The 22,960-nt window shown below is 37.9% G+C and carries 24 protein-coding genes; all 24 read left to right on the top strand.

Features of this window, described 5'->3' with window-relative positions; all coding sequences use genetic code 11:
* Nucleotides 1-8: 8 nt before the first annotated feature.
* The 24 genes from J6O61_RS17160 (at nucleotide 9) to J6O61_RS17275 (ending at nucleotide 22,944) form a co-directional block, all read left to right on the top strand.
* Nucleotides 9-404 carry a hypothetical protein gene (locus tag J6O61_RS17160; protein ID WP_292215537.1) on the top strand — a complete coding sequence of 132 codons (396 nt, stop codon included), beginning with the start codon at nucleotides 9-11 and terminating at the stop codon, nucleotides 402-404.
* Nucleotides 405-473: 69 nt separating this feature from the next.
* The gene (locus J6O61_RS17165; protein ID WP_292215538.1) at nucleotides 474-1,490 is read left to right on the top strand and encodes a DUF6115 domain-containing protein; all 1,017 of its coding nucleotides are present in this window, start codon (nucleotides 474-476) and stop codon (nucleotides 1,488-1,490) included.
* 13 nt (nucleotides 1,491-1,503) lie between these two features.
* Nucleotides 1,504-2,370: a hypothetical protein gene (locus J6O61_RS17170; protein WP_292215539.1), complete on the top strand. Its 867-nt coding sequence runs from the start codon at nucleotides 1,504-1,506 to the stop codon at nucleotides 2,368-2,370.
* A 280-nt stretch (nucleotides 2,371-2,650) separates the two neighbouring features.
* Nucleotides 2,651-3,400, top strand: a complete 750-nt coding sequence (gene rpsB / locus J6O61_RS17175; protein ID WP_292215540.1) for a 30S ribosomal protein S2 — start codon at nucleotides 2,651-2,653, stop codon at nucleotides 3,398-3,400.
* A gap of 69 nt (nucleotides 3,401-3,469) precedes the next feature.
* On the top strand, nucleotides 3,470-4,423 hold the full coding sequence (gene tsf, locus J6O61_RS17180; RefSeq protein WP_292215541.1) for a translation elongation factor Ts: 954 nt from the start codon (nucleotides 3,470-3,472) through the stop codon (nucleotides 4,421-4,423).
* A 184-nt stretch (nucleotides 4,424-4,607) separates the two neighbouring features.
* Nucleotides 4,608-5,372, top strand: coding sequence for a septum site-determining protein MinC (locus tag J6O61_RS17185; RefSeq protein WP_292215542.1), 765 nt, complete (start codon nucleotides 4,608-4,610; stop codon nucleotides 5,370-5,372).
* 13 nt (nucleotides 5,373-5,385) lie between these two features.
* Entirely contained in the window at nucleotides 5,386-6,168 is a 783-nt protein-coding gene (gene minD, locus J6O61_RS17190) for a septum site-determining protein MinD (protein ID WP_292215543.1), read from the top strand.
* A 15-nt stretch (nucleotides 6,169-6,183) separates the two neighbouring features.
* Nucleotides 6,184-6,462 carry a cell division topological specificity factor MinE gene (minE, locus tag J6O61_RS17195; protein WP_292215544.1) on the top strand — a complete coding sequence of 93 codons (279 nt, stop codon included), beginning with the start codon at nucleotides 6,184-6,186 and terminating at the stop codon, nucleotides 6,460-6,462.
* A 194-nt stretch (nucleotides 6,463-6,656) separates the two neighbouring features.
* The gene (locus J6O61_RS17200; protein ID WP_292215545.1) at nucleotides 6,657-7,097 is read left to right on the top strand and encodes a MarR family winged helix-turn-helix transcriptional regulator; all 441 of its coding nucleotides are present in this window, start codon (nucleotides 6,657-6,659) and stop codon (nucleotides 7,095-7,097) included.
* Nucleotides 7,098-7,231: 134 nt separating this feature from the next.
* Nucleotides 7,232-7,528, top strand: coding sequence for a metal-sensing transcriptional repressor (locus J6O61_RS17205; protein WP_292215546.1), 297 nt, complete (start codon nucleotides 7,232-7,234; stop codon nucleotides 7,526-7,528).
* A 96-nt stretch (nucleotides 7,529-7,624) separates the two neighbouring features.
* Nucleotides 7,625-9,508 (top strand): NADH-quinone oxidoreductase subunit 5 family protein, encoded by a 1,884-nt coding sequence (locus J6O61_RS17210; protein ID WP_292215547.1) that lies wholly within the window; start codon nucleotides 7,625-7,627, stop codon nucleotides 9,506-9,508.
* Entirely contained in the window at nucleotides 9,508-10,374 is an 867-nt protein-coding gene (locus tag J6O61_RS17215) for a respiratory chain complex I subunit 1 family protein (protein WP_292215548.1), read from the top strand. Before J6O61_RS17210 ends, J6O61_RS17215 begins: the two co-directional genes overlap by 1 nt.
* A gap of 23 nt (nucleotides 10,375-10,397) precedes the next feature.
* Nucleotides 10,398-11,087, top strand: coding sequence for an NADH-quinone oxidoreductase subunit B family protein (locus J6O61_RS19520; protein WP_330613818.1), 690 nt, complete (start codon nucleotides 10,398-10,400; stop codon nucleotides 11,085-11,087).
* Nucleotides 11,087-11,419 (top strand): NADH-quinone oxidoreductase subunit C, encoded by a 333-nt coding sequence (locus J6O61_RS17225; RefSeq protein ID WP_292215549.1) that lies wholly within the window; start codon nucleotides 11,087-11,089, stop codon nucleotides 11,417-11,419. The genes J6O61_RS19520 and J6O61_RS17225 overlap by 1 nt, the downstream gene beginning before the upstream one ends.
* 14 nt (nucleotides 11,420-11,433) lie before the next feature.
* A complete protein-coding gene (locus tag J6O61_RS17230; RefSeq protein ID WP_292215550.1) occupies nucleotides 11,434-12,513 on the top strand; it encodes a hydrogenase large subunit in 1,080 nt (359 codons plus the stop codon).
* A 30-nt stretch (nucleotides 12,514-12,543) separates the two neighbouring features.
* Nucleotides 12,544-13,020 (top strand): 4Fe-4S dicluster domain-containing protein, encoded by a 477-nt coding sequence (locus tag J6O61_RS17235; protein ID WP_292215551.1) that lies wholly within the window; start codon nucleotides 12,544-12,546, stop codon nucleotides 13,018-13,020.
* Nucleotides 13,020-15,287 (top strand): carbamoyltransferase HypF, encoded by a 2,268-nt coding sequence (gene hypF, locus J6O61_RS17240; protein WP_292215552.1) that lies wholly within the window; start codon nucleotides 13,020-13,022, stop codon nucleotides 15,285-15,287. The genes J6O61_RS17235 and hypF overlap by 1 nt, the downstream gene beginning before the upstream one ends.
* Nucleotides 15,288-15,289: 2 nt before the next feature.
* The gene (locus J6O61_RS17245; RefSeq protein WP_292215553.1) at nucleotides 15,290-15,508 is read left to right on the top strand and encodes a HypC/HybG/HupF family hydrogenase formation chaperone; all 219 of its coding nucleotides are present in this window, start codon (nucleotides 15,290-15,292) and stop codon (nucleotides 15,506-15,508) included.
* Nucleotide 15,509: 1 nt separating this feature from the next.
* A complete protein-coding gene (hypD, locus tag J6O61_RS17250; protein WP_292215554.1) occupies nucleotides 15,510-16,556 on the top strand; it encodes a hydrogenase formation protein HypD in 1,047 nt (348 codons plus the stop codon).
* A gap of 4 nt (nucleotides 16,557-16,560) precedes the next feature.
* Nucleotides 16,561-17,571 (top strand): hydrogenase expression/formation protein HypE, encoded by a 1,011-nt coding sequence (gene hypE, locus J6O61_RS17255; protein ID WP_292215555.1) that lies wholly within the window; start codon nucleotides 16,561-16,563, stop codon nucleotides 17,569-17,571.
* 51 nt (nucleotides 17,572-17,622) lie between these two features.
* A complete protein-coding gene (locus tag J6O61_RS17260; protein WP_292215556.1) occupies nucleotides 17,623-18,465 on the top strand; it encodes an adaptor protein MecA in 843 nt (280 codons plus the stop codon).
* A gap of 79 nt (nucleotides 18,466-18,544) precedes the next feature.
* A complete protein-coding gene (locus J6O61_RS17265; RefSeq protein WP_292215557.1) occupies nucleotides 18,545-19,252 on the top strand; it encodes a pseudouridine synthase in 708 nt (235 codons plus the stop codon).
* A 136-nt stretch (nucleotides 19,253-19,388) separates the two neighbouring features.
* Complete coding sequence (ligA, locus tag J6O61_RS17270; protein WP_292215558.1) at nucleotides 19,389-21,461, top strand: NAD-dependent DNA ligase LigA; 2,073 nt, start codon at nucleotides 19,389-19,391, stop codon at nucleotides 21,459-21,461.
* Nucleotides 21,454-22,944, top strand: coding sequence for a 3'-5' exonuclease (locus J6O61_RS17275; protein ID WP_292215559.1), 1,491 nt, complete (start codon nucleotides 21,454-21,456; stop codon nucleotides 22,942-22,944). The genes ligA and J6O61_RS17275 overlap by 8 nt, the downstream gene beginning before the upstream one ends.
* Nucleotides 22,945-22,960: the final 16 nt, after the last annotated feature.

Here is a 22,960-nt window from a genome sequence, read left to right on the forward strand (position 1 = left end):
AGAGTTTTATGTCTATTAACCGAATTGATTTTGGTGTAATTGCTGCATCTAACGAAGTTTCACATGTTAAAGCTGCTGAAGATTCCCGTCCGCTTATGGACAGGCAGAATTTTCAGACTCAGTTTAACGAAGAAGTTGACAATCAAAAAAATTCTGTCAATCAGAAAGATGATGTAGGACAGGGAGAGCTTAATTCAGACGCCCAGGAAAAGGGAAGTAATGAGTACATGGGCGATGGAGGAAGCAACAGAAAGAATGCTCGTGATGAAAAAAAAGAGAAAAAACCCATTCTTGAGAGACAATTATCTGTAGAAAAAATGGAAAAAATGGCTGGTAACATGCTTGACAGAAATGGAAAACCTGTCGATCTTAGGCTTTCTTCAGGTTTTGATTTGAAGATTTAATATTTCTATATTATAATAAAGTATCGAATCAAAATTACATTTTTTTATGGGGCATTTGGGCGGGGAATAATGATTAGTATCACTGAAATTGTTTTAATTGTTGCAGGTTTTTTTGCAATAATATTTGGGTATCTTCTTCCTACGAATAAAGATATAGATGAAGATGATAAATTGCTCATGGAAAGAGAGATTCGTGAGCTTGTTCGCCGTGAGGTTGAGGATCAAAAAGAAACTATTGAAAACATGGTTGATGATACTGTCGATAATTCTTTAGATCGCACAGAACGCGCTATGGAGCGCATTTCTAACGAAAAACTTTCTGCTATCGGTGATTATTCCGATACAGTCATAAATGATATCCACAAAAATCATGATGAAGTAATGTTTATGTATGATATGCTCAACGATAAGCATAAAAAACTTACGAGTGTTGTGTCTGAAGTGACTAAAAAGACCGATGAGGCCTGGCAGGCTGTCAAGGACGCGGAGGCAACTGCCCGTGATGCCACAGAGTTGGCTGAGTCTCTTAAAAGTACACAGGATGTTGTCAGTGGCAAAAAAAATGTCAGGGCTATTCTTCTGGATGAAGATAAGGACATGATAAGTGGAATTAAGATTCCTTATAAAGAAAAAGCCGTTGTTCCTGCAGCTAATCCACATCCCATAATGGAATCAAAACCAAAAACTGTTCCTGCAGAGCCTAAAGTATCAGCGCCTCTGGAAAGTGGTTATGTTGATGCGAACAATGTCAAGGAATTAAAGGAATTGGATAAAATTCCTGCTCAGGTTATATCAAGGAGTCAGGCATCCGGTTTACATGTAATCGGAAACACGGGAAATGATACTTCTCAGGAAAAAGAAATAGTGAGTGCTAAAGTTGTATCTATTTCTGAAGGCAAAACGGCTAATCTTGACAGGAATATGAGAGAGCTTACTGCAGTTGATCCTGCATCTCAGAATAAAAAAATAATTGAAATGCATAAAGCCGGAAAGTCCAATATGGTAATAGCAAGAGAACTTGGGCTGGGGATTGGAGAGGTTAAACTTGTCATAGATCTCTCATATAAGCATAGGAAGGTTAAGTAAGGAAGTTAGGGGAATGGAACTAAAATATTATCTTCGTGGTATTGGAATTGGAGTGATTCTTACTGCGATTATCATGGGATTTGCTCTTGGGGGAAGAAAGGCAACCATGAGTGATGCGCAGGTTATACAAAGAGCAAAAGAGCTTGGAATGACTGAAGGTGGAGTACTTTCCACCGGCTCAGGTGAGGTGGATAATAATGGCGCGTCATTGGCATCTTCATCCGATCAGGCATTGGATGAAGCGGGAAAAGAAATATCTAAAGAAGTCAACGAAACAGTCACTCTTACAAGTGAACCAATTCCTACGCTGGATGCAGAAAAGAAAAAGACAGAAGATACGAAAAATGAAGCTAAAACAGATAAGATTATGGCTTCTGCAGAAGCTTCATCATTGACTTCTGCAAGTGATAAGTCAAAATCAGATACATCTGCCGGTAAGGAAAAAAATAAAGAAGAAACTGTTTCGACAGCTGACGCAACAACAGAAAGTGAAGATGCCGGAAGCAAGGCTTCTTCCGATGTGGTGACATCAAAAGATAATACAAAAGAAACCACGACAAAAGCTGCGACTGAAAACACATCAGAAACCACAACAAAAGCTGCAACTGAAAACACATCAGAAACTACAACAAAAGCCATAACAGAAACTATAACAGAGACTAAGTCTTTAAATACTGAACCTAAAACGGTTACTATACCCGGAGGACTTGGCTCCGAGGGAGTTGCTCTTGTTTTGTACAATGCCGGTGTGATTGATAACGCCACTTCTTTTAACAAATATTTGGTTGAGCAAGGAAAAGACAGGTACATCAGATCGGGCACAAAAACTATTCCTGCGAATGTTACTTATGCAGATATAGCTTCTATAATTACAAAATAAATCGTCCTGCTTCAATAAGAAGCAGGACGATTTATTTTTAAAAAAGTGTTGAATTATGGCTTTGCCTATGATAATATGATAAAGCTGTGGGAAAGAGGGCATATTGCGCATTTTTACACAGACTGTCCAATGACAGTAACAAAAATATGCACGTATATCTAATTCCTGATATGGTGTCAGATTCATACTGATCAGATCAGGAGTCGCCTGCTCACTAACGCGAGGGCGGGAATTACGACCAGGGATATGCGGAAGATTTTAACCAAATGGAGGTAATAACATGAGCGTTGTATCAATGAAACAGTTACTTGAAGCAGGTGTTCACTTTGGACATCAGACAAGAAGATGGAACCCTAAAATGGCTCCTTACATCTTCACAGAGAGAAACGGAATCCACATTATCGATCTTCAGAAGTCAGTTGTAAAGGTTGATGAGGCTTACAAGGCAGTGTTCGAAATTGCACAGCAGGGTGGAACAATCCTTTTCGTTGGAACAAAGAAGCAGGCACAGGACGCTGTTAAGACAGAGGCTGAGCGTTGCGGAATGTACTATGTAAACGAGAGATGGCTCGGTGGTATGCTCACAAACTTCAAGACTATCCAGAGCAGAATCGCCAGAATGAAAGCTATCGAGAAGATGCAGGAAGATGGAACATTTGATGTTCTTCCTAAGAAAGAAGTTGCTCAGCTCAAGAAAGAGCTTTCAAAATTACAGGCTAACCTTGGCGGAATCAGAGATATGAAGAGAATCCCTGATGCAATCTTTGTTGTAGATCCTAAGAAAGAAAGAATCTGCATTCAGGAAGCTGAGTCTCTTGGAATCACACTTATCGGTATCGGTGATACAAACTGTGATCCTGAAGAGCTTGATTTCATCATCCCTGGTAACGATGACGCTATCAGAGCAGTAAAGCTTATTGTTGGTAAAATGGCTGACGCTGTTATCGAGGCTAATCAGGGTGCTGAGTCTGACGTTGCAGCTGATTACAATGCAGAAGAAGTTGCAGAGACAGAAGAAGTTACAGAGTAATATATCAGAATATAACGCAGTCAATCATAATGGTTGGCTGCGAATTTGAATAAATCGGAGGATAAATACATGGCTATCACAGCAGCAATGGTTAAAGAGCTTCGTGAGTCTACCGGTGCAGGTATGATGGAGTGCAAGAAGGCTCTTACAGAGACTAATGGAGATATGGACGGAGCAGTTGAATACCTTAGAAAGAACGGTATCATGAAGGCTGAGAAAAAGGCTAGCAGAATCGCAGCTGAAGGACTTACAAGAGTTGCAGTTCTTGATGACAAGACTGCTGCAGTTGTTGAAGTTAACTCAGAGACTGACTTCGTTGCTCAGAACGATAAGTTCCAGGCATTTGTAGAAGCTGTTGCAAAGCAGGCTGTTAATTCAAATTCAGCTGATCTTGATGCATTCCTTGCTGAAAAGTGGAATCTTGACGAGTCAAAGACTGTAAACGATGCTCTTGTTGAGATTACAGCAGTTATCAGCGAGAAGCTTAGCATCAGACGTTTTGAAAAAGTTGTAGCTTCTAATGGTATCGTTGTTCCTTACGTACATGGAAATGGTAGAATTTCTGTTATCGTTGAAGCTGATACAGATGTTGTTAATGATGATATTAAAGAAGCTGTTAAGAATGTTGCTATGCAGGTTGCAGCTCTTAATCCTAAGTATGTTGCTTCTGAGGATGTTTCAGAGGAATACAGAAACCATGAGAAAGAGATTCTTCTTGCTCAGGCTATGAAAGAGAACGAAGAGCTTCCTGAAGGAAAGAGAAAACCTCAGGAAATCATCGAGAAAATGCTTATTGGTCGTCTTAACAAAGAGCTTAAAGAGATCTGCCTTAACGAGCAGGTTTATGTTAAAGCAGAAGATGGAAAGCAGACAGTTGGTCAGTACATTGCTCAGGTTGCTAAGAACAACGGTGCAAAGCTTTCAATCAAGAGATTTGTTCGTTTTGAGACTGGCGAAGGTATCGAAAAGAAAAACGAGAACTTTGCAGAAGAAGTTGCAAAGCAGGCAGCTGGTATCAACTAATTTATTTTGTACATCGTAGTTTGTTTCGATACGATTCTTATAGCTAATTGAAACAATAGAAAAGAGCCTGGTTTCTTTCATATTAAAAACAGAAACCAAGCTCTTTTTTTACGTAAATTCGTACTTTGATTTTAAAAACAGATGTTTTATACTGTATAAGTATGATTGAGGTTTAAGGTTGGTGATGTTTTTGAATCAGACGGTTACTATTAAAGGAACAAAATCCGGAATCATATTGGTTTTGGATGCAGAAGTCTCTTTTGAAGATTTAAAAAAAGAAGTTGCTGTTAAGTTTGATGAGGCATCCGGTTTTCTTGGAAACAACAAAATGGGGCTTATTATTCGAGGCCGCACTCTTTCCGAGAGCGAAGAGGACGAAATTGTTGATATTATAAATAACCATTCACAGCTTAAGATTGTTTGTATTATTGACGAAGAGTCTGAAAAGGAACGCCTGTTTTCATCTGTTAATATTTCTGAAAATGAAAATGTTGATAGCGTTCAATCGGATGAGCCGGTGATTTCTCAGGAAATCGTAGATGATTATGCCAACAATGCTTTGGTATATAATGGTAACTTACGTTCAGGACAGGACGTGTCTTGTAAACAGAGTGTTGTGATACTTGGCGATGTCAAACCTGGAGCAAATGTAGTATCTTACGGAAGTATCTTTATTTTAGGAGAGCTTAGAGGTAATGCTTTTGCAGGTGCAGGCGGAGATAAAGATGCCTTTGTTATGGCACTTGCTCTTAATCCATTACAGGTTAGAATAGCAGACGCAATAGCTATTTCACCTGATGCAGAGAAAGGGCCAAAGCTTAAAATCAGAAAGAAAAAGCTTTTAGCAAATGCTCAGGCTAATGAGCCTGAAGTGGCATATATCGAAAATGGTCATATAGTTAAAGCGTCTTATGGACCATCATTTTTAAGACAGTTAAACAAAAAGTAATTGGAGGACAAGTATGGGAGAAGTCATAGTTGTAACATCTGGTAAAGGTGGTGTAGGAAAGACAACCACTACAGCTAATATCGGAACAGGATTGGCTAAGTTAAACAAAAAGGTTGTACTGATTGATACAGACATAGGACTTAGAAACCTTGATGTTGTAATGGGTCTTGAGAATAGGATTGTTTATAACCTCGTTGATGTTATCGAGGGTAACTGCAAGCGCAATCAGGCTCTTATCAGAGATAAGAGATATGAGAATCTGTTTCTTTTGCCGGCAGCTCAGACAAAAGATAAGACAAGTGTTACTCCTGAACAGATGAAGAAGCTTACAGAAGAGCTTAAAGAAGAATTTGATTATGTAATTCTTGATTGTCCTGCCGGAATTGAACAGGGATTTAAGAACGCCATTGCAGGTGCTGACAGAGCTCTTGTGGTAACTACACCTGAAGTATCAGCTGTACGTGATGCTGATAGGATTATCGGACTTTTAGAGGCTAATGAGATTAAAAAGACTCATCTCATTGTTAACAGATTGCGTGCTGATATGGTAAAACGTGGCGATATGATGTCTGCTGATGATGTAATAGATATTCTTGCAGTTGAACTGATTGGTCAGGTTCCTGATGATGAGAATATTGTAGTTGCTACCAATAATGGTGAGCCACTTGTTGGTGATAGTTCACTTGCAGGGCAGGCATATATGAATATATGCCGTAGAATTACAGGAGAGCAGGTTCCATTTCTTGATTTGGATCCTAAGAAAGGATTATTTTCTTGGTTTACTAAGAAAAAGTGATAAGGGGGCTATGTTATGAAGATATCAGATTTTTTCAAGAAAAAGTCTTCCAGTGATGTTGCAAAAGATCGTTTAAAGCTTGTTCTTGTTTCTGATCGTGCATCCTGTTCGCCTGAAATTCTTCAGAAGATCAGAAGCGATATCATAGAAGTATTATCTAAATATGCAGAAATTGATATGGAAGGAATAGATATCAATATTACGAATGTCGATACAGAAACCAATGATGGCAAGACTGTTCCGGCCTTATATGCGAATATTCCTATCAAGAATATGAATCATAATCTTAAGTGATTTTTACCCGGGAAGAACTTCTTTCCGGGTTTTTTGTGTGGATTAATCGTCTAAGACTTACGATATATTATTAAACTTAATAGTTTACATATAATGAATTCAAATTTCAGAATAATTTTGCCAAAAAATAATTAGTATTTTATGAATAATATTGTATAATTAAATAGCATAAAATTATATTAGGAGTTTTTATAATGGATAACGAAGAGAAGTACGAATCATTAAAACTTGGAAATCAATTATGCTTTCCTTTATACGCATGTTCAAAAGAAATAATCAGAAGGTATAAACCATACCTTGATAAAATTGATCTTACCTATACTCAGTATATTACCATGATGGTAATGTGGGAGAAAAAGACAGTTAATGTTAAGACTTTGGGAGAGTGTCTTTATCTTGATTCTGGTACACTTACTCCTGTTTTGAAAAAGCTCGAGGCAAAGGGCTATATAACAAGGGAGCGTTCCAGTGAAGATGAAAGAAATCTTGTTGTTTCTATAACACCTGATGGGGAGAAGCTCCGTGATGAAGCTATAAGTATACCTTCGTCTATTGGTTCATGCGTTAAACTTTCTGATGAAGAAGGAAAGGTTCTTTATAATCTTTTATATAAGATTATTGGAAATGTAAGATAATCTTTATTGATTTTTTCTTGTAATAGAAATATAATAAATTTCGGCTTGGTGTGCGGTTTTGTTGGGATTTGTCTTTTTTTAAATTAAAAAGTCAAAAAATTAACGAAAGCGCACATTGTTTTTGGAGGTTTTTTATGAGTTCTCATACCCATAATCATCACCATGATCCTGAGAAGATCAAGGCAATTGTCAACCGTCTGTCTAAAGCCATAGGACATCTGGAGTCTGTCAAAAGGATGGTTGAAGATGACAAGGATTGTACTGAGGTTCTTATTCAGCTGGCAGCTGTCAGGTCGGCAATTAACGGCTGCGGCAAGGAGCTTTTAAAAGAACATATCAGTCATTGTATTGTTCATGCTGTTCAGGACGGTGATGACGGAGCTGTCAAAGAATTAAATGACGCTATCGACAAATTTTTAAAGAGTTCATGAGCTTAATCTCATGAAAAATGTATGTGAAAGGGGCGAAACACCTTGGCTATTCCAATTTTAAACGCAGTAAACTTCCTTATCTTATTTCCCTTTATCGTGGCAGTGATCATAGGATTTCTCAAAAAGGCCAGTCCTTTGAGAAGTGCAGTCATCATAATTGGTGGATTCACAATTATGGCAACTGCTGTTTATGTTGCGGTTCAGGTACTTACATCCGGAGATACTTCTCAGTTTGTTTACCTTGAACACACACATATTCCGGATATGATCGTTATTGCCGGCGAGATATTCCTGATGGGGCTTGTTTGCTTCCTTAGCATCAAGTACAAAAAGTACTATGCTATTATTTTTTCTCTTGTTGGAACCATTCCTGTACTTTGGATGGATTTAACAGGACGTGCGGTAGAAGGTAATACACATCTTCGTATTGATACTTTTGCTGCAGTAATGTATCTGATTGTAGGAATTGTAGGTATTCTTATCTGCATTTATGCATCAGGATACATGAAAGATTATCATCACCATCATACTGATGTTCAGGATCGTTCAAATTACTTCCTGGCACTTATGTTTGTTTTTCTTGGTGCAATGTTTGGTCTTATTTCTTCTGATAATCTCGGATGGATTTATTTCTTCTGGGAGATCACAAGTGTTTGCTCATTCCTGATGATCGGTTATACGAGAACACAGGAAGCAGTAGACAATTCATTTAGGGCTCTTTGGATGAACCTTCTTGGCGGCTGTGGTTTTGCTGCCGGACTTTTATATTGTAATCTGAATCCTGAGCTTATGATTTCAAATTTAAGTCAGGTTACACAGTCATCAGTTCCGGCTGTTGTTATTGTGCCTGTTACACTTTTTGCTTTTGCGGCTCTTACAAAGAGCGCACAGTTCCCATTCTCAAGATGGCTCCTTGGTGCCATGGTAGCGCCAACTCCATCAAGTGCGCTTCTTCATTCAGCTACAATGGTTAAGATTGGTGTTTATATGCTTATAAGAGTGGCTCCGGTTATGGCAGGAACCCTTACAGGAATCATGATCACCGTAATTGGTGGCTTTACATTCTTTGCTGCATCACTTCTTGCAATTACAGTTAGTGATGGCAAGAAAGTACTTGCATATTCAACAATTTCTAACCTGGGACTTATTACAGCATGTGCCGGCACAGGTACAACTGAAGGTGTATGGGCAGCTGTAATGCTTGTTCTTTTCCACGCTGTTTCTAAATCACTTCTGTTCCAGACTGTCGGTGATATTGAAAACTGCATGGGAAGCCGTGATATTGAGGATATGCACGGACTTATCATTAAACTTCCAAGGCTTGCATTTATTATGATTATTGGTATCTGCGGTATGTTTATGGCTCCGTTTGGTATGCTTGTTTCCAAGTGGGCAGCTCTTAAATCATTCGTTGATTCCGGATCTGTCTGGCTTGTTCTTTTCCTTGTTTTTGGTTCAGGAAGCACATTGTTCTATTGGGCTAAATGGCTTGGAAAGATTTGTACGGTAATCCATCAGTCATTTGAACTTGAGGATATTACACCAAGAAGTGAAATGGTTTCCATTTTCCCGTTAACATCACTTATCGTTATCATGTGTTTTGCTTTCCCGTGGATGTCAGGGCATATGATACAGCCTATCCTTGATGAGGCATATCATACAAGCATTCCGGATGTTATCGGCGGAAGCGATGTAATCATCATGATGATAATGGTTGCCATGGTATTTATGATTCCTATCGGATCAAGATTTTTATCAATTGGTAAGAACTCAAAGATGACTATGTCTTATGTTGCCGGTGTTAATGCCGGTGATGACAGACATTATATTGACTCTTTTGGAAAAGAGAGAGCTCTTTATATGTCAAACTGGTACATGACTGATTATTTTGGTGAAAAGAAACTTCTCTGGCCATGTATTTATGTAGCTACTGTACTTGTTGCGGTTATGCTTATTATTGTAGTTGGAGGTGCTTTCTGATGACTATGATTATTTTTAAGGCTATTCTTTATATTATTTTGGCACCACTGATTGGGGGAACACTTGCAGGTGTGGATCGTGTTATTTCTGCACGTATGCAGGGCAGACAGGGGCCTCCGGTTTTTCAGCCGTTTTATGATGTATATAAGCTTCTTAACAAGCAGACAACCGTTGTTAACAGCATTCAGGTTCTGTTCGTTACAGGATATCTTATTATGACAATCTTCACAGGTACATTGTTCTTTGCGGGCGGAGATATGCTTTTGGTTTTCTTTGCTCTTTCAATGGCTGAAGTTGTTATGGTAATGGCCGCTTTTTCTACTAACGGTCCTTACAGTATCATGGGTGCTCAGCGTGAGCTCTTACAGATGATGTGCTACGAACCTATGACACTTCTTGTTGCAATTGGTTTCTACTATGCAAACGGAAGCTTTATGGTAAATGACCTGATTCAGGCAAAAGTTCCTGCAATCGTTCAGATTCCCGGTTTCTTTATTGGATTTGTATTTATTCTTATTATTAAGCTTCGTAAGTCACCATTTGACCTTAGTACTTCACATCATATGCATCAGGAAATGGTTAAAGGTCTTACAACTGATCTTTCAGGTAATAACCTTGCATTCGTTGAAATAGCTGAGTGGTATGACACAGTTCTTATGATGGGTATAGTTGGTATGTTCTTCTTGACAGCCAATCCTATCAGCAGAGTTTGGGCTTTGATTGCATGTGCAGTAGTATTTTTCCTTGAGACACTTATTGATAATCTGTTCCCTCGTGTAAAATACATCACAATGCTCAAAGTTACTTGGTCAGTAATTTTAATTTTTGCAGGTACTAATCTGCTTATTCTTAACGTACTTAAATAATACGAGAAGGGAATGTGAGATCAATGAAAATATCTAAATCACCATGGGTGTTACATTATGATGCATCCAGCTGCAATGGCTGTGATATAGAAGTTCTTGCCACAATGACTCCACTTTATGACGTAGAGCGTTTTGGTATCATTAATACCGGTAATCCTAAGCATGCTGATGTTTTGCTTTTAACAGGCGGAATAAATGCTCAGACAGCTCCTGTTGTAAGGCAGCTTTATAATATGATGCCGGATCCGAAGGTTGTTGTTGCCTGCGGTATCTGTGCTTGTGACGGCGGTATCTTTAAAGAGTGTTATAACATCTTGGGCGGAGCTGACAAAGTTGTTCCTGTAGATGTATATGTTCCGGGATGTGCTGTACGACCTGAAGCTCTTATTGAAGGTGTTGTTAAAGCCGTTGGCATTCTTGAAGAGAAGAGAGCAAAGCTTAAGGAATCTATGAAGCAGGGCTATTGTACTGTTGATTACAGCAAGATGGCTGTTCATATGACAGCTGATGACTACGATCCAAGTACACAGTATGATGCGGTTCTTACAGAGGAAGCGCTTCGTGAGCAGGCTGAAGAAAAAATAAAAGCTACTGCTAAACCGGCTCCGAAGCCGGCTCCTGCAGCTAATGCAGGTGCAGCACCGGCAGCGGGACCTGTTGCAGGTGGGGCAGCCTCAACGAATAATAATGCCGGGAAAGGAGATAATAAATAATGAATACAGAATTTATTAGTGTAAATCCTGAAAGCGTTATTGATGAGTCACAGAAGCTTAAGTTTCAAGGTTACCACCTTATGCAGCAGTGTGCTACACGTATCCCTGATGGATATGAACTTATATATTCTTTTGGAAAAGAACTTGAGGTTAAACAGCTTAAGATCACACTTCCGGAAGAGCAGGAGATTTCAAGTATTACAAGTATTTATCCTTGTGCTTTTATTTATGAAAATGAAATGCATGACCTTTTCGGAGTAAAGGTTAAGATGATCAATATAGACTTCGAAGGAAAGCTTTATCGTACAGCGATAGAGACACCATTTAAGTAATTGGAGGAACTGTAATGTCAACAAGAAGTGTTATTCCATTTGGACCCCAGCATCCGGTTCTTCCGGAACCAATTCATTTGGACCTTGTAATGGAGGATGAGAAGGTTGTTGAAGCAATTCCTTCAATTGGTTTCATCCATAGAGGTCTTGAAAAGCTGGTTGATAAAAAAGATTTTAATGAAATGGTCTATGTTGCAGAACGTATCTGCGGTATCTGTTCTCTCGGTCATGGACTTGGATATTCAGAGTGTGTAGAGCATATTATGGATATTGAGGTTCCTGCCAGAGCAAAATATCTTAGAACAATCTGGTCAGAGCTTTCAAGAATTCATTCACATCTTCTTTGGCTCGGTTTATTGGCTGATGCATTTGGATTTGAGTCTCTTTACATGGATTGCTGGAGACTTAGAGAAGATGCTCTTGATATGTTTGAAGCATCAACAGGTGGCAGAGTTATTTTTTCTGTTATGAAGATCGGCGGTATAAGACGTGATGTATCTGATGAAATGTTAAAGGACTTTTATCAGAGAATTAATAAAATGGAAGAGGATCTTAAGGCGATTGCCAAGCCATTTCTTAATGATCCGGCTGTACAGACAAGACTTCGCGGTGTTGGCGTTCTTACAGCTGAACAGGCAGATGCCCTTGGATGTGCGGGACCTTTCCTTAGAGCGAGCGGAATAAGCAGAGATATCAGATCAACAGGATATTGTGCTTATGGAGATATTGATTTTGAGCCTATAGTTTCTAATGATGGTGATTCATATGCTCGTACCGATTGTCGTATTCAGGAGATATTCCAGGCATTTGATATTATTCGTCAGTGTATCGATAAGATGCCTTCAGGCGATATCGATGTACCTGTAAAGGGTATGCCTAACGGCGAATATATGATGAGAATTGAACAGCCTCGTGGCGAAGCACTTTATTATGTAAAAGCAAACGGAACTAAGTTCATAGATAGAATGAGAGTTAGAACTCCCACATTTGCTAATCTTTCAGGCCTTGTGGAGACATTAAAGGGATGCGATCTGGCAGATGTACCTATTCTTGTACTTACTATCGATCCTTGTATCAGTTGTACTGAAAGATAACGATTATTCTTTTTTGGATGGAGATTAAAGATGGCATTTGTAAGTTTTAAGAAAACAATTCTTCGTAATCTAGTATCAAAGCCATATACAAGAAAGACAGAAAAGCAATATCCTGAGGGAACAAGAGGCCATGTTGAGAATGATATGGATGTCTGTGTCCTTTGTGGTCTTTGCTCAATTAAATGTCCTACACATGCTATTACGGTTGATAAGGCAGCTAAAACCTGGTCAATCAGACCAATGAGCTGCATTCAGTGTAGATGCTGTGTTGATAATTGTCCTAAGAAATGTCTTTCTATGGGCCTTAGATTCCAGGAACCCGGTGAAGAGAAGATTACTAAAACATTTAAACAGTCAGAGAAAGCTATAGCAGCTCAGGAGGCACTTATGAAGGCTGCTAAAGAGCGTGCGGCTGCTGCAGCTGCAGCAAAAGCTGCTGCGGTAAATGCAAATGGAGCACAGGCCGGTGGTGCTGCACCTGTTAAAACAGAAGAAAAGAAAGACTGATGACAGTTAAAATTATAGTCAAAGGGGCGGTGCAGGGTGTAGGCTACCGCCCTTTTGTATTAAAAAAAGCAAATGAATACGGACTATTTGGTCAGGTAAAGAATATTGGCGCTGCTGTTGAAATTATAGCATCCGGCTCTGAAGAGATAATTGATAGCTTTACCAATATGCTTCAAGATGAGCATCCGGATGGCGCTTTTATTTTGAGTGTAGAAAAAACTGTTTTAGATGAAGTGAATTTTTTCTTTACTGATTTTTCTATAGTCAAAAGCACAGTGGTGGATTTAAAATCTGAATTACCTGTATTTTTGCCTGATATAGGAGTTTGTGATACTTGTCTTACTGAAATGCTTTCGGTTGATAACAGAAGATATAAGTATCCGCTTATCAGTTGTGCTTCATGTGGTCCCAGAATAAGCATTTTAGATTCACTTCCATATGATCGAAACACAACTACAATGTCGGATTTTACCATGTGTCCAAAATGTTCTCATGAATATAAGAATGGTCGAAGGACACATGCACAGACTATTTCATGTCATGATTGCGGTCCTTTTATGATTTTGGACTACTTTGATGGCAGTGGTACCTGCCATCTGGAAAGACAAGAAGCTGTAGACAGAGCTGTTTCATTATTAAAAAACAATAAGATACTTGGCTTAAAGGGAATATCCGGCTACCAGCTTATCTGTAAACCTGAAGATGAAATTTTAAAGAGATTAAGACTTATAAAAGGACGTGAAAATAAACCTTTTGCGGTTATATTTTCAACTATAGATAAAATAAAAGAAAGAGCTTTTGTTAATGCTAAAGAAGAAGAACTTCTTTTATCATCTGCAAGACCTATAGTTTTATTGAAAGCAAAGAAAGGCTTTGATTATGAGGTTTGTAAGGATAGCGACTATATTGGGGCCTTTTTACCATCTGCAGGGATTCACAGACTTTTGACGGACGAACTAGGTCCGCTTGTCTGTACAAGTGCAAATATCTCAGGTCAGCCCATGATAATTGATGATAAGGATTTTAAAAACACATTTTTTAATAAGGAATTATGTGTTGAGGGTATTCTTTATCATGATCGAAGAATTAATCAGCCCCAGGATGATTCTGTAATGTTTGTCATAGAGCAGGATAAAGATATTTTTTCCTCCCAGTTTATAAGAAGAGCACGGGGATTTGCACCATTGCCGATACTTTGCCCAAGTACATGTTCGGATTCTTCAATAATGTGTTTTGGAGGGGATTTAAAGAGTACTTTTTCATTTGCCAAAAAAGACAGAGTGATCATGAGCCAGTTTATCGGTGATCTTGAAGATGCTAAAACGCTGGATAATTTTGATTTATTAATAAACAGATACAGTAAGCTTTTTTCTTTTACACCTGATATTGCTGTGTGCGATAGACATCCGCTGTATCATTCGTCAAAAAGAGCTTTTGATTATGCCAAAGCAAGAAATATAAAGCTTTTAAGTATTCAGCACCATTATGCACATGTTTTATCTGTAATGGCTGAAAACAGTTTACACTCTTGCATAGGAATTGCTTTTGATGGAACAGGCTTTGGTGATGACGGTAAAGTATGGGGCGGTGAAATCTTTTTATGCAAGGATACTGAATATAAAAGAGCAGGACACCTGTCATATATAAAGCTTATGGGAGGTGACAGTGCTCCCAAAAAAGCAGATCTTGTTAAAAATTGCTATGAGTATGCTTTAGGCAATAATATATCCGATATTGTGAAAGCTGCTCTTTTAAATAATATAAATACTTTTGAGACATCAAGTGTAGGAAGGCTGTTTGATGCAGTCTCGGCGCTTTTGGAAATAAAAACCTACAATTCTTACGAAGGCGAATGTGCTTGCAGCCTTGAAAAAGAAGCTTCTAAATCCGACGGAGTGAATTATCCCGTATTTGAATGTAAGATGGTTGATGATGAAGAAACAATTATTTTAGATCAATTGGATTTGTTTAAGCAGATTTACGAATGCAAGGCTTCGGGGGCATATGATATTAAAGATATTGCATATGGTTTTCATATGTCTTTGACTTCATATATCTTAAATGTTTGTAGTATACTGAAAGACAGAACAAAAGAAATAAATGTATGTTTATCCGGCGGTGTATTTGCCAACAGAATTTTATTAAAAAATACAGTTTCTGTTTTAAGAAAAGAAGGATTTAATGTATATTGGAACAGGCTTGTTCCATCAGGTGACTCGGGAATTGCTCTTGGTCAGGCTTATTATGGATTATTAAGGAAGGAATAAATATGTGCGTTGCAATACCAGGTAAAGTTATTCAAATAGATGGCACTAAAGCTACGGTGGATTTTAGTGGCAATACTGTTATAGCTCAGGCAGGACTTGTTGATGTGAAGGTTGGAGACAGAGTCCTTGTTCATGCGGGCTGTATTATTCAGACAATGGACGATAAGCTTGCTGATGAAATGGAAGAATTATTTAATGAGATTGAGGATTTGACAGTTTGATATGGCAAAATTAAGTTTTGAAGATATTCTTGATGAATTAAAGAATTATGACGGAGAAGAAGTTCATATCATGGAAGTATGCGGAACTCATACTGCCGCAATTTCTGAAAACGGTATTCCATCTATGCTTTCTCCAAAGATCAAGCTTATTTCAGGGCCGGGATGTCCTGTTTGTGTCACTGTTACAGCAGTGATTGACAAACTTGTGGAACTTTCCATGGATGATAATACTGTGGTACTTACCTTTGGCGACCTTATAAGAGTTAAAGGGACAAATAAGTCTCTTGCTGATGCCAAGGCAGACGGCGGACATGTCAGGATGGTTTATTCTCCAATGGAAACTGTTAAGCTTGCAAAGGAGGATCCTTCAAAGACCTACGTTTTTGCTGCCATAGGCTTTGAGACCACTACGCCAGTGTACGCAATGGTTTTGGAAGAGGCTGTTAAAGATGGCGTAAAGAACTTAAAACTTTTGACTTCTTTAAAAACCATGCCTGAAGTGATCAGATGGGTTGTGAAAAACGGCGGCGGAATTGATGGTTTTATTGCTCCGGGACATGTTTCTGCTGTTACAGGAAGTGACATCTTTAAAGAACTTTCAGATGAGCTTGGAATCCCGTTTGTTGTGTCCGGTTTTGAAGGAAAGCAGCTTATAATGACCATATATGCTCTTGTAAACATGAAAGGGAAATCCGGCATAAAAAACTTCTATAAGAATGTAGTAACAGGTCAGGGCAATGTAAAAGCAATGGAAGTTGTAAATAAATATTTTGAAGTATCGGATGCTTCATGGAGAGGAATGGGTAAAATCAAGGGCTCCGGAATGATTCTTCGAAAAGAGTATTCTTCTTATGATGCAGGAAGCTTCGGACTTGATGAAGATCATATGCCGCCCGGATGTTGTTGCGAAAAAGTTTTGGTTGGTAAGATAAAGCCGGCTGAATGTCCTTTGTTCGGCAAATCATGCACGCCGGATAACGCCCATGGTGCATGCATGGTATCAACGGAGGGCAGTTGCTATAACTATTTTGTATCAGGAAGAAGATAAACAGATGAAGATTACAATGGCACATGGAAGTGGCGGTGAGTCGACTTCTAAATTGATAAAAGAGATTTTTGCAAAGCATTTTCATAATGAAATTTTAGATAAACTTGAAGATTCAGCTGTGGTTGAAGGTGCAGGTAAATTGGCGGTTACAACGGACAGCTTTGTTGTTACTCCAATTGAGTTTCCCGGTGGAGACATAGGAAGATTATCTGTATGCGGTACTGTTAATGACCTTTTAATGAGTGGTGCTAAGCCAATGTATCTGACATGTGGCTGCATATTGGAAGAAGGCCTTGACATTGATATTTTGGATCGTGTGATAAAATCCATGGCGGATACTGCTTGCGAAGCGGGAATTAAGATAATAACCGGTGATACAAAAGTAATTGAAAATAAAGGCGGTGTGCCTGGGCTTATAATCAATACTTCCGGAGTTGGTTTTGTTTCGGAAGATCTTGATGTGCCGGGGCCATTTAATCTCAAGGACGGTGACAAGATTATTATTTCAGGTAATCTTGGCGACCACCACGCTGCAATTTTAGGAACAAGAATGGGAATACAGAACAATATTGTCTCTGATGCAGCGCCCCTTGTCGAAATGGTAAAAGGGCTTTTGGAAGAGAAAATCGAAGTTCATGCCATGCGCGACGTAACAAGGGGAGGGCTTGGAACTGTACTTAACGAGTTCTGTGATAGTTCAAGATGTAACATTGACCTTTATGAAGAAAAAATGCCGGTTTCACCTGCTGTCAAAGACTTCTGCGGACTGTTAGGGCTTGATCCCATGTATATGGGCAACGAAGGAAAGATGGTTCTTTCTGTTTCATCCAAAGATGCTGACAGAGCGGTTTCTATAATAAAACAATCCAAATATGGCGAAAATGCATGTATAATTGGTGAAGTAATAAAAAATACTGATACAGCCAATAAAAGAAATGTAGTTCTTAATACAAAAATCGGCGGCAAACGAATCATTGGTTTAATGTATGGAGAAGGTCTTCCAAGAATTTGTTAAATGATGTAAAATAAGAGTCGTAACTTTCGTTTTTTGAAGGGATGTTATTTAATGGAATTTAAAAGAATCAATAAAGATACTGTTACTTGCATTATAACTGAAGATGATATGGATGAGCAGGGAATTAAGCTCGAAGATTTATTTGAAAAGAAAAAAGAAGCTATGGACTTTTTGCATGATGTCATGAGAAAAGCTCAGGAGGAAGTTGATTATAAACCAACAGGCTCTTTTATGCCGATGCAGATTACCGTATTGCCGGATCATTCTATTTCTTTAACGCTATCAGAAAATGCCTCCGCATCATTTGGTGAAATATTAAAAAATCTTACTGAAAAAGCAGGAATTACAATTCCCAAAAATGTTTTGGAAGATATCGGTGATTCAGAAAATGAAGACAGAATAAACAGGCTTAATGAATACTTAAAAAGCCTTAAGCAGCTTACCAATTCTGTTAAAAATATAATGGAAGAATCGAATACTTCTGATAACAGGAACAAGATTTCCATTAATCAGAACGCATCAGCTGCCACTAACAAGGAAAAGGCTGACAAAATTTCAAACAGAGCCACGAAAGTAAACAAGGATAAGGAACGTCTTAAGTTCCATGAATATGTTTTTACTTTTGGAAATATAAATACTGTTATTGAGTTTTGTAAGAAGGCACCAAGAGATCTTAAGATTTCAAGTTCTCTTTATAAAAATGAAAAAGATGGTTTATATTATCTTGATCTTAAGAGACTTGATGAAGAGCCTAAGGTGTTTGCTTCATTGTTTACAATGGCATATGAGTTTGGACATTTTCAGGCTTCCAACCAGCATGTGATTGCACATATCCGTGAATCCTATGATCTTTTGATCGGGGACAGAGCTATTTCTTCTTTAGCCGAAGTATAAATGATGGCTGACGATATTAGTTAGATAATAATATCGTCAGCTTTTTTTCTGATAACTGTATGGATTGAGATTAATAATTATGAGACTAAATAAATTTATTGCCGGTTGTGGTGTATGTTCGAGAAGAGAGGCTGATAAGCTGATAGAGGAAGGCCGAGTTAGCATAAATGGCGAAATTGCAGGCTTTGGAGCGCTCGTTTTAGATGGGGATACGGTCTTAGTAGACGGAAAAGAAATTTCATTACAGGAAGAAAAGATTGTAATTGCATATTATAAGCCTGTTGGAGTTACCTGCACAGAAAAAGATAAATTTGCCCAAAAAACTGTAATCGAGGACCTTGGCTTTGAAAAAAGAGTTACATATGCCGGAAGACTTGATAAAGAGTCAGAAGGGCTTCTGCTTATGACAAATGACGGAGATCTTATTAATGCCATGATGAGAGGTGCTTCAGGTCACGAGAAAGAATATGAAGTGACTGTAGATAAAGAAGTCACCGCAGACTTTATAAGGGCCATGTCAGGCGGTATATATTTAAAAGAACTTGATAAAAAAACACGCCCCTGCAAGGTGAAAAAAACGGGAAAATACTCTTTTGACATAGTATTAACCCAAGGATTAAACAGACAAATCCGCAGAATGTGTGATGCTCTTGGCTTTTCGGTTAAAAAACTGAAAAGAATCCGGGTAATGAGTGTGAGGCTTGAGGATTATAACTTAAAGCCCGGAGAACATATCGTTCTTACAAAAGAGGAAGTAAAAAAACTCTGTAAAGATGCTGGATTATAAGAAAAATTAAGATTATACTGTAAATATTACAAATTTGGGAGCATGATACCGTTCGAAGCGTATTTAGCTGAGTTACGGTATCAGCATCCGACCAGACTTAGTCAGATAATAAACTCACATTTTAGAGGAGTAATGTATGGAAAAAGAATTAGTAAGAAAAGAGTATGATGCTCTTGTAAAAGAGATAAAGCATCATATGGATTTATATTATAATCAGGATGAGCCTGAAATATCTGACTATGAGTATGATCAGCTCATGCTCAGGCTTAAAGCAATCGAAAAAGATAATCCTGAATTTGTAACAGCTTCTTCCCCAAGTCAGATTGTTGGCGGTGTTGCCAAAAGAGAAGCAGGTGTAAAAGTAACTCATGATGTTCCTATGCTGTCTATTGAAGATTTATTTAACAAGGAAGACGTTATTTCATGGGTAAATAAAGTAAAAAATCTTCATCCGGATTGTACCTTCTCGGTTGAAACTAAAATAGATGGCTTAAGTATGACGCTAAGATACGAAAAAGACAGCTTGGGATCTTTAAAACTTACTCTGGCGGAAACCAGAGGAGATGGTCTTATTGGCGAAGATGTAACTGCTAATGCCCTTGTTATCCCTGATGTAAAAAAATATATTGATCTTCCTTATGACTCACTTCAGCTTAGAGGCGAGGTTTATATGTCTTTGGCTGATTTTGAAAAATATAATGATGAGCAGGAAAGATTATCCAAAAAAACTGCTGCCAATCCAAGGAATCTTGCTGCAGGAACATTAAGACAGCTTGATCCGACTGTTACGGCAAAAAGAGGACTTAAATTTTTTGTTTTCAATATCCAGCAAGGTCCGGATGAAATCACGCAAAATCACTGCGAGAGTCTTGATATGTTAAATGAGCATGGTGTTGCTACAGTTTTTCATAGACTTTGCAATAATGCTGATGAGGTTATTCTTGCAATTGATGAAATTGCAAACATGAGAGAAAATCTTGAGTACGATATTGATGGTGCTGTAGTAAAGATAAATCAGATTAGCTATCGTGATGATTTTCCGGCCGGTTCAAAATATTCCAGTGGTCATATTGCTTATAAGTATCCCCCTGAAGAAAGAGATGTAATAATGGAGGATATAATTGTTGATGTTGGAAGAACCGGAAAGCTTACCTTTACCGGTATATTCAGAGATAAGATTACCGGAAAAGCTGCAAGGTTATGTGGAACTAAAGTGTCAAGAGCCACTTTGCATAATCAGGATTATATAAACGACATGTCTATTGGTCTTGGCGGAACATATAAAGTTTTTAAGAGTGGCGAGATTATTCCAAAGTTAAACGGATGTGTTGAAAAACCTGCAAAAGTTTTTAATGCTCCTTCATTTTGCCCTGTCTGCGGAAGCAAGCTTCAACAGGACGACACCGCGGATATTATTTGTGTTAATCCTTTATGTTCTGCACAGCTTTCAAGAACCATATCATATTTTGCCTCAATAGATGCCATGAATATTATGGGGCTTGGCGATGCGATTGTTGATATGCTCATAAAAGCCGGGTTTATAAAAGACTTTTCCGATATTTTTAATTTAATAAACAGAAAAGAAGAACTTCTTAATTCAAAAAAAGTTCCTCTTTTCAACGCTGACAAAAAAAATGGTAATAGTAAAAAACTGGATAATTTATTAAATGCAATAGAAGCATCCAAAAGCAATGAACCAATCAGACTCTTAACAGGATTAGGAATCAGGAATGTTGGTAAAAATACCGCAAAGTTATTATTCAAGCATTTTACTTCAATGGATGATTTATCCAAGGCATCATATGATGATTTAATAAGTATCGGAGATATTGGCGATACAACAGCTAACTGTATTATCGAATTTTTTAACAACAAGACCAATATAGAAATTCTGGAAAGAATGAAAAATCTTGGTGTAAACACCATAATGCCTGAAAAAACACAGTCCGGCACAAATCTTTCCGGTTTAACTATAGTTGTAACCGGAACATTGCCTTCACTTGGCAGAAAAGAAGTAACTGAATTGATTGAAAATAACGGCGGAAAGTGCACAGGTTCAGTCAGTAAAAAAACCGATTACCTTGTAGCGGGTGAAGCTGCCGGAAGCAAACTTACAAAAGCACAATCCTTGGGAATTCCGGTTATTACAGAGCAACAGCTCATTGATTTAATAAGTACAGGAGTAATTAAAGAAAACCAAAATGGCTGACAATTATAAAAAATTAAATGAACTTGATACTAAGGAATTCCGTAAGTTGCATGGTCTTCCTGTAACCAAAGGACTAAGATACATAAAAAAGAATGGTAAATTCAGCGACGAATATGAAGTCGTGGATTATTCTGTTGCAAATGATCTAATGCCAAGCGGGAGCAAAATTTTTGAGTTGACTCTTATAAATGGCAATAAAATAATGATACATTCTGATTATTTCGCAGAAATGCAAAAGAATACATTTATGCAAGAGGATAATTCTTTGGATGAATGTGTTCAGGCCACAGAAGCAAAAGAAATATTTGATTATCCATCCACATATATAGTTTACGATATTGAAACGACAGGTCTTGATTGTCAACAGGATGAGATTATAGAATTCGGCGGTATAAGATATGTTTTCGGGATGGAAACAGAGCGCTTATCATTATTTATTAAAGCATCAAAACCCTTACCGGAAAGAATAGTAAAGCTTACCGGAATAACTGATGATATTCTTGAAAATCAGGGTATAGAGCCAAAAGAAGCTGCCAAAAGAATTAAAGAGTTCTTTTTGGATTCGGTTATCATAGGCCATAATATTAAAGCTTTTGACAATAAGTTTATATCAAGACTATTCGAAAAGTACACCAAAAAGTCATTAAACAATGATTATGTTGACACCTTGAACTTATCGAGGAAAAAATATCCACAGCTTAATCACCATAGACTGGAAGATTTAGCCGGAATATTTGGTATCGACTATTCAAATGCCCATAGAGCTATAGTTGATTCGGAGATTACACATTATGTTTATGAATTGATGGTTTTCGATAAGGTTATTGCAGGGAGCATTCCGGATTCTATCAGCGCAACATATGCAGATTCTTCCAAGGTAATAAATGAAGACAGTTCAGATGAGGAAGATAATGACCTGGTAATCTTATCTAATGATGAGATTGTCGGCTGGAAGAAACAATTATCGGAACTTATGAAAACAATTATTTCTCAGGAAAATCTTCCGGAAGATTCATTATCATTAAAGGGAAACAGAAGCAGAATCGATAATTCTATTACTTCATATTCCATATGTATTTATGAAGCCGATATTATTGAAGATTCCAGAGAAAGTTCAAGAAATACCATAATTTCAAGAATTGTTGAATCGGAATTAAAGTCAAATGAGAATATAATCAGAATAGAGCCAAGAAACTCTGATGAGTTTGAACTCATTCAGATTCCCTGTAGCGCAGAAATAAAAACGCCGCAAAATGGTAAACCGTTTTTTAGAATTGATAAAAACTCTGAGGAACTTTTACCATATTTTAAATCAAGCATCCTTCTTTCACTTAAGAATTACAATTCTAAATCATCGGATTTTGCCTGTTGTTCAAGATTTGAAGAGTGTTCCGCAGCAAAAAAATGTATTCATCCGAATCTGTTGTTCTCAAAAGCATGTGAATATCGAAGGAATCTTGAAGCAGGAAAAATATTCTATTAATTACGGGGTGATGACT

Origin of the sequence: Butyrivibrio sp., assembly GCF_017635265.1 — a bacterium.
In the GTDB taxonomy this organism is placed as follows: domain Bacteria; phylum Bacillota; class Clostridia; order Lachnospirales; family Lachnospiraceae; genus Butyrivibrio.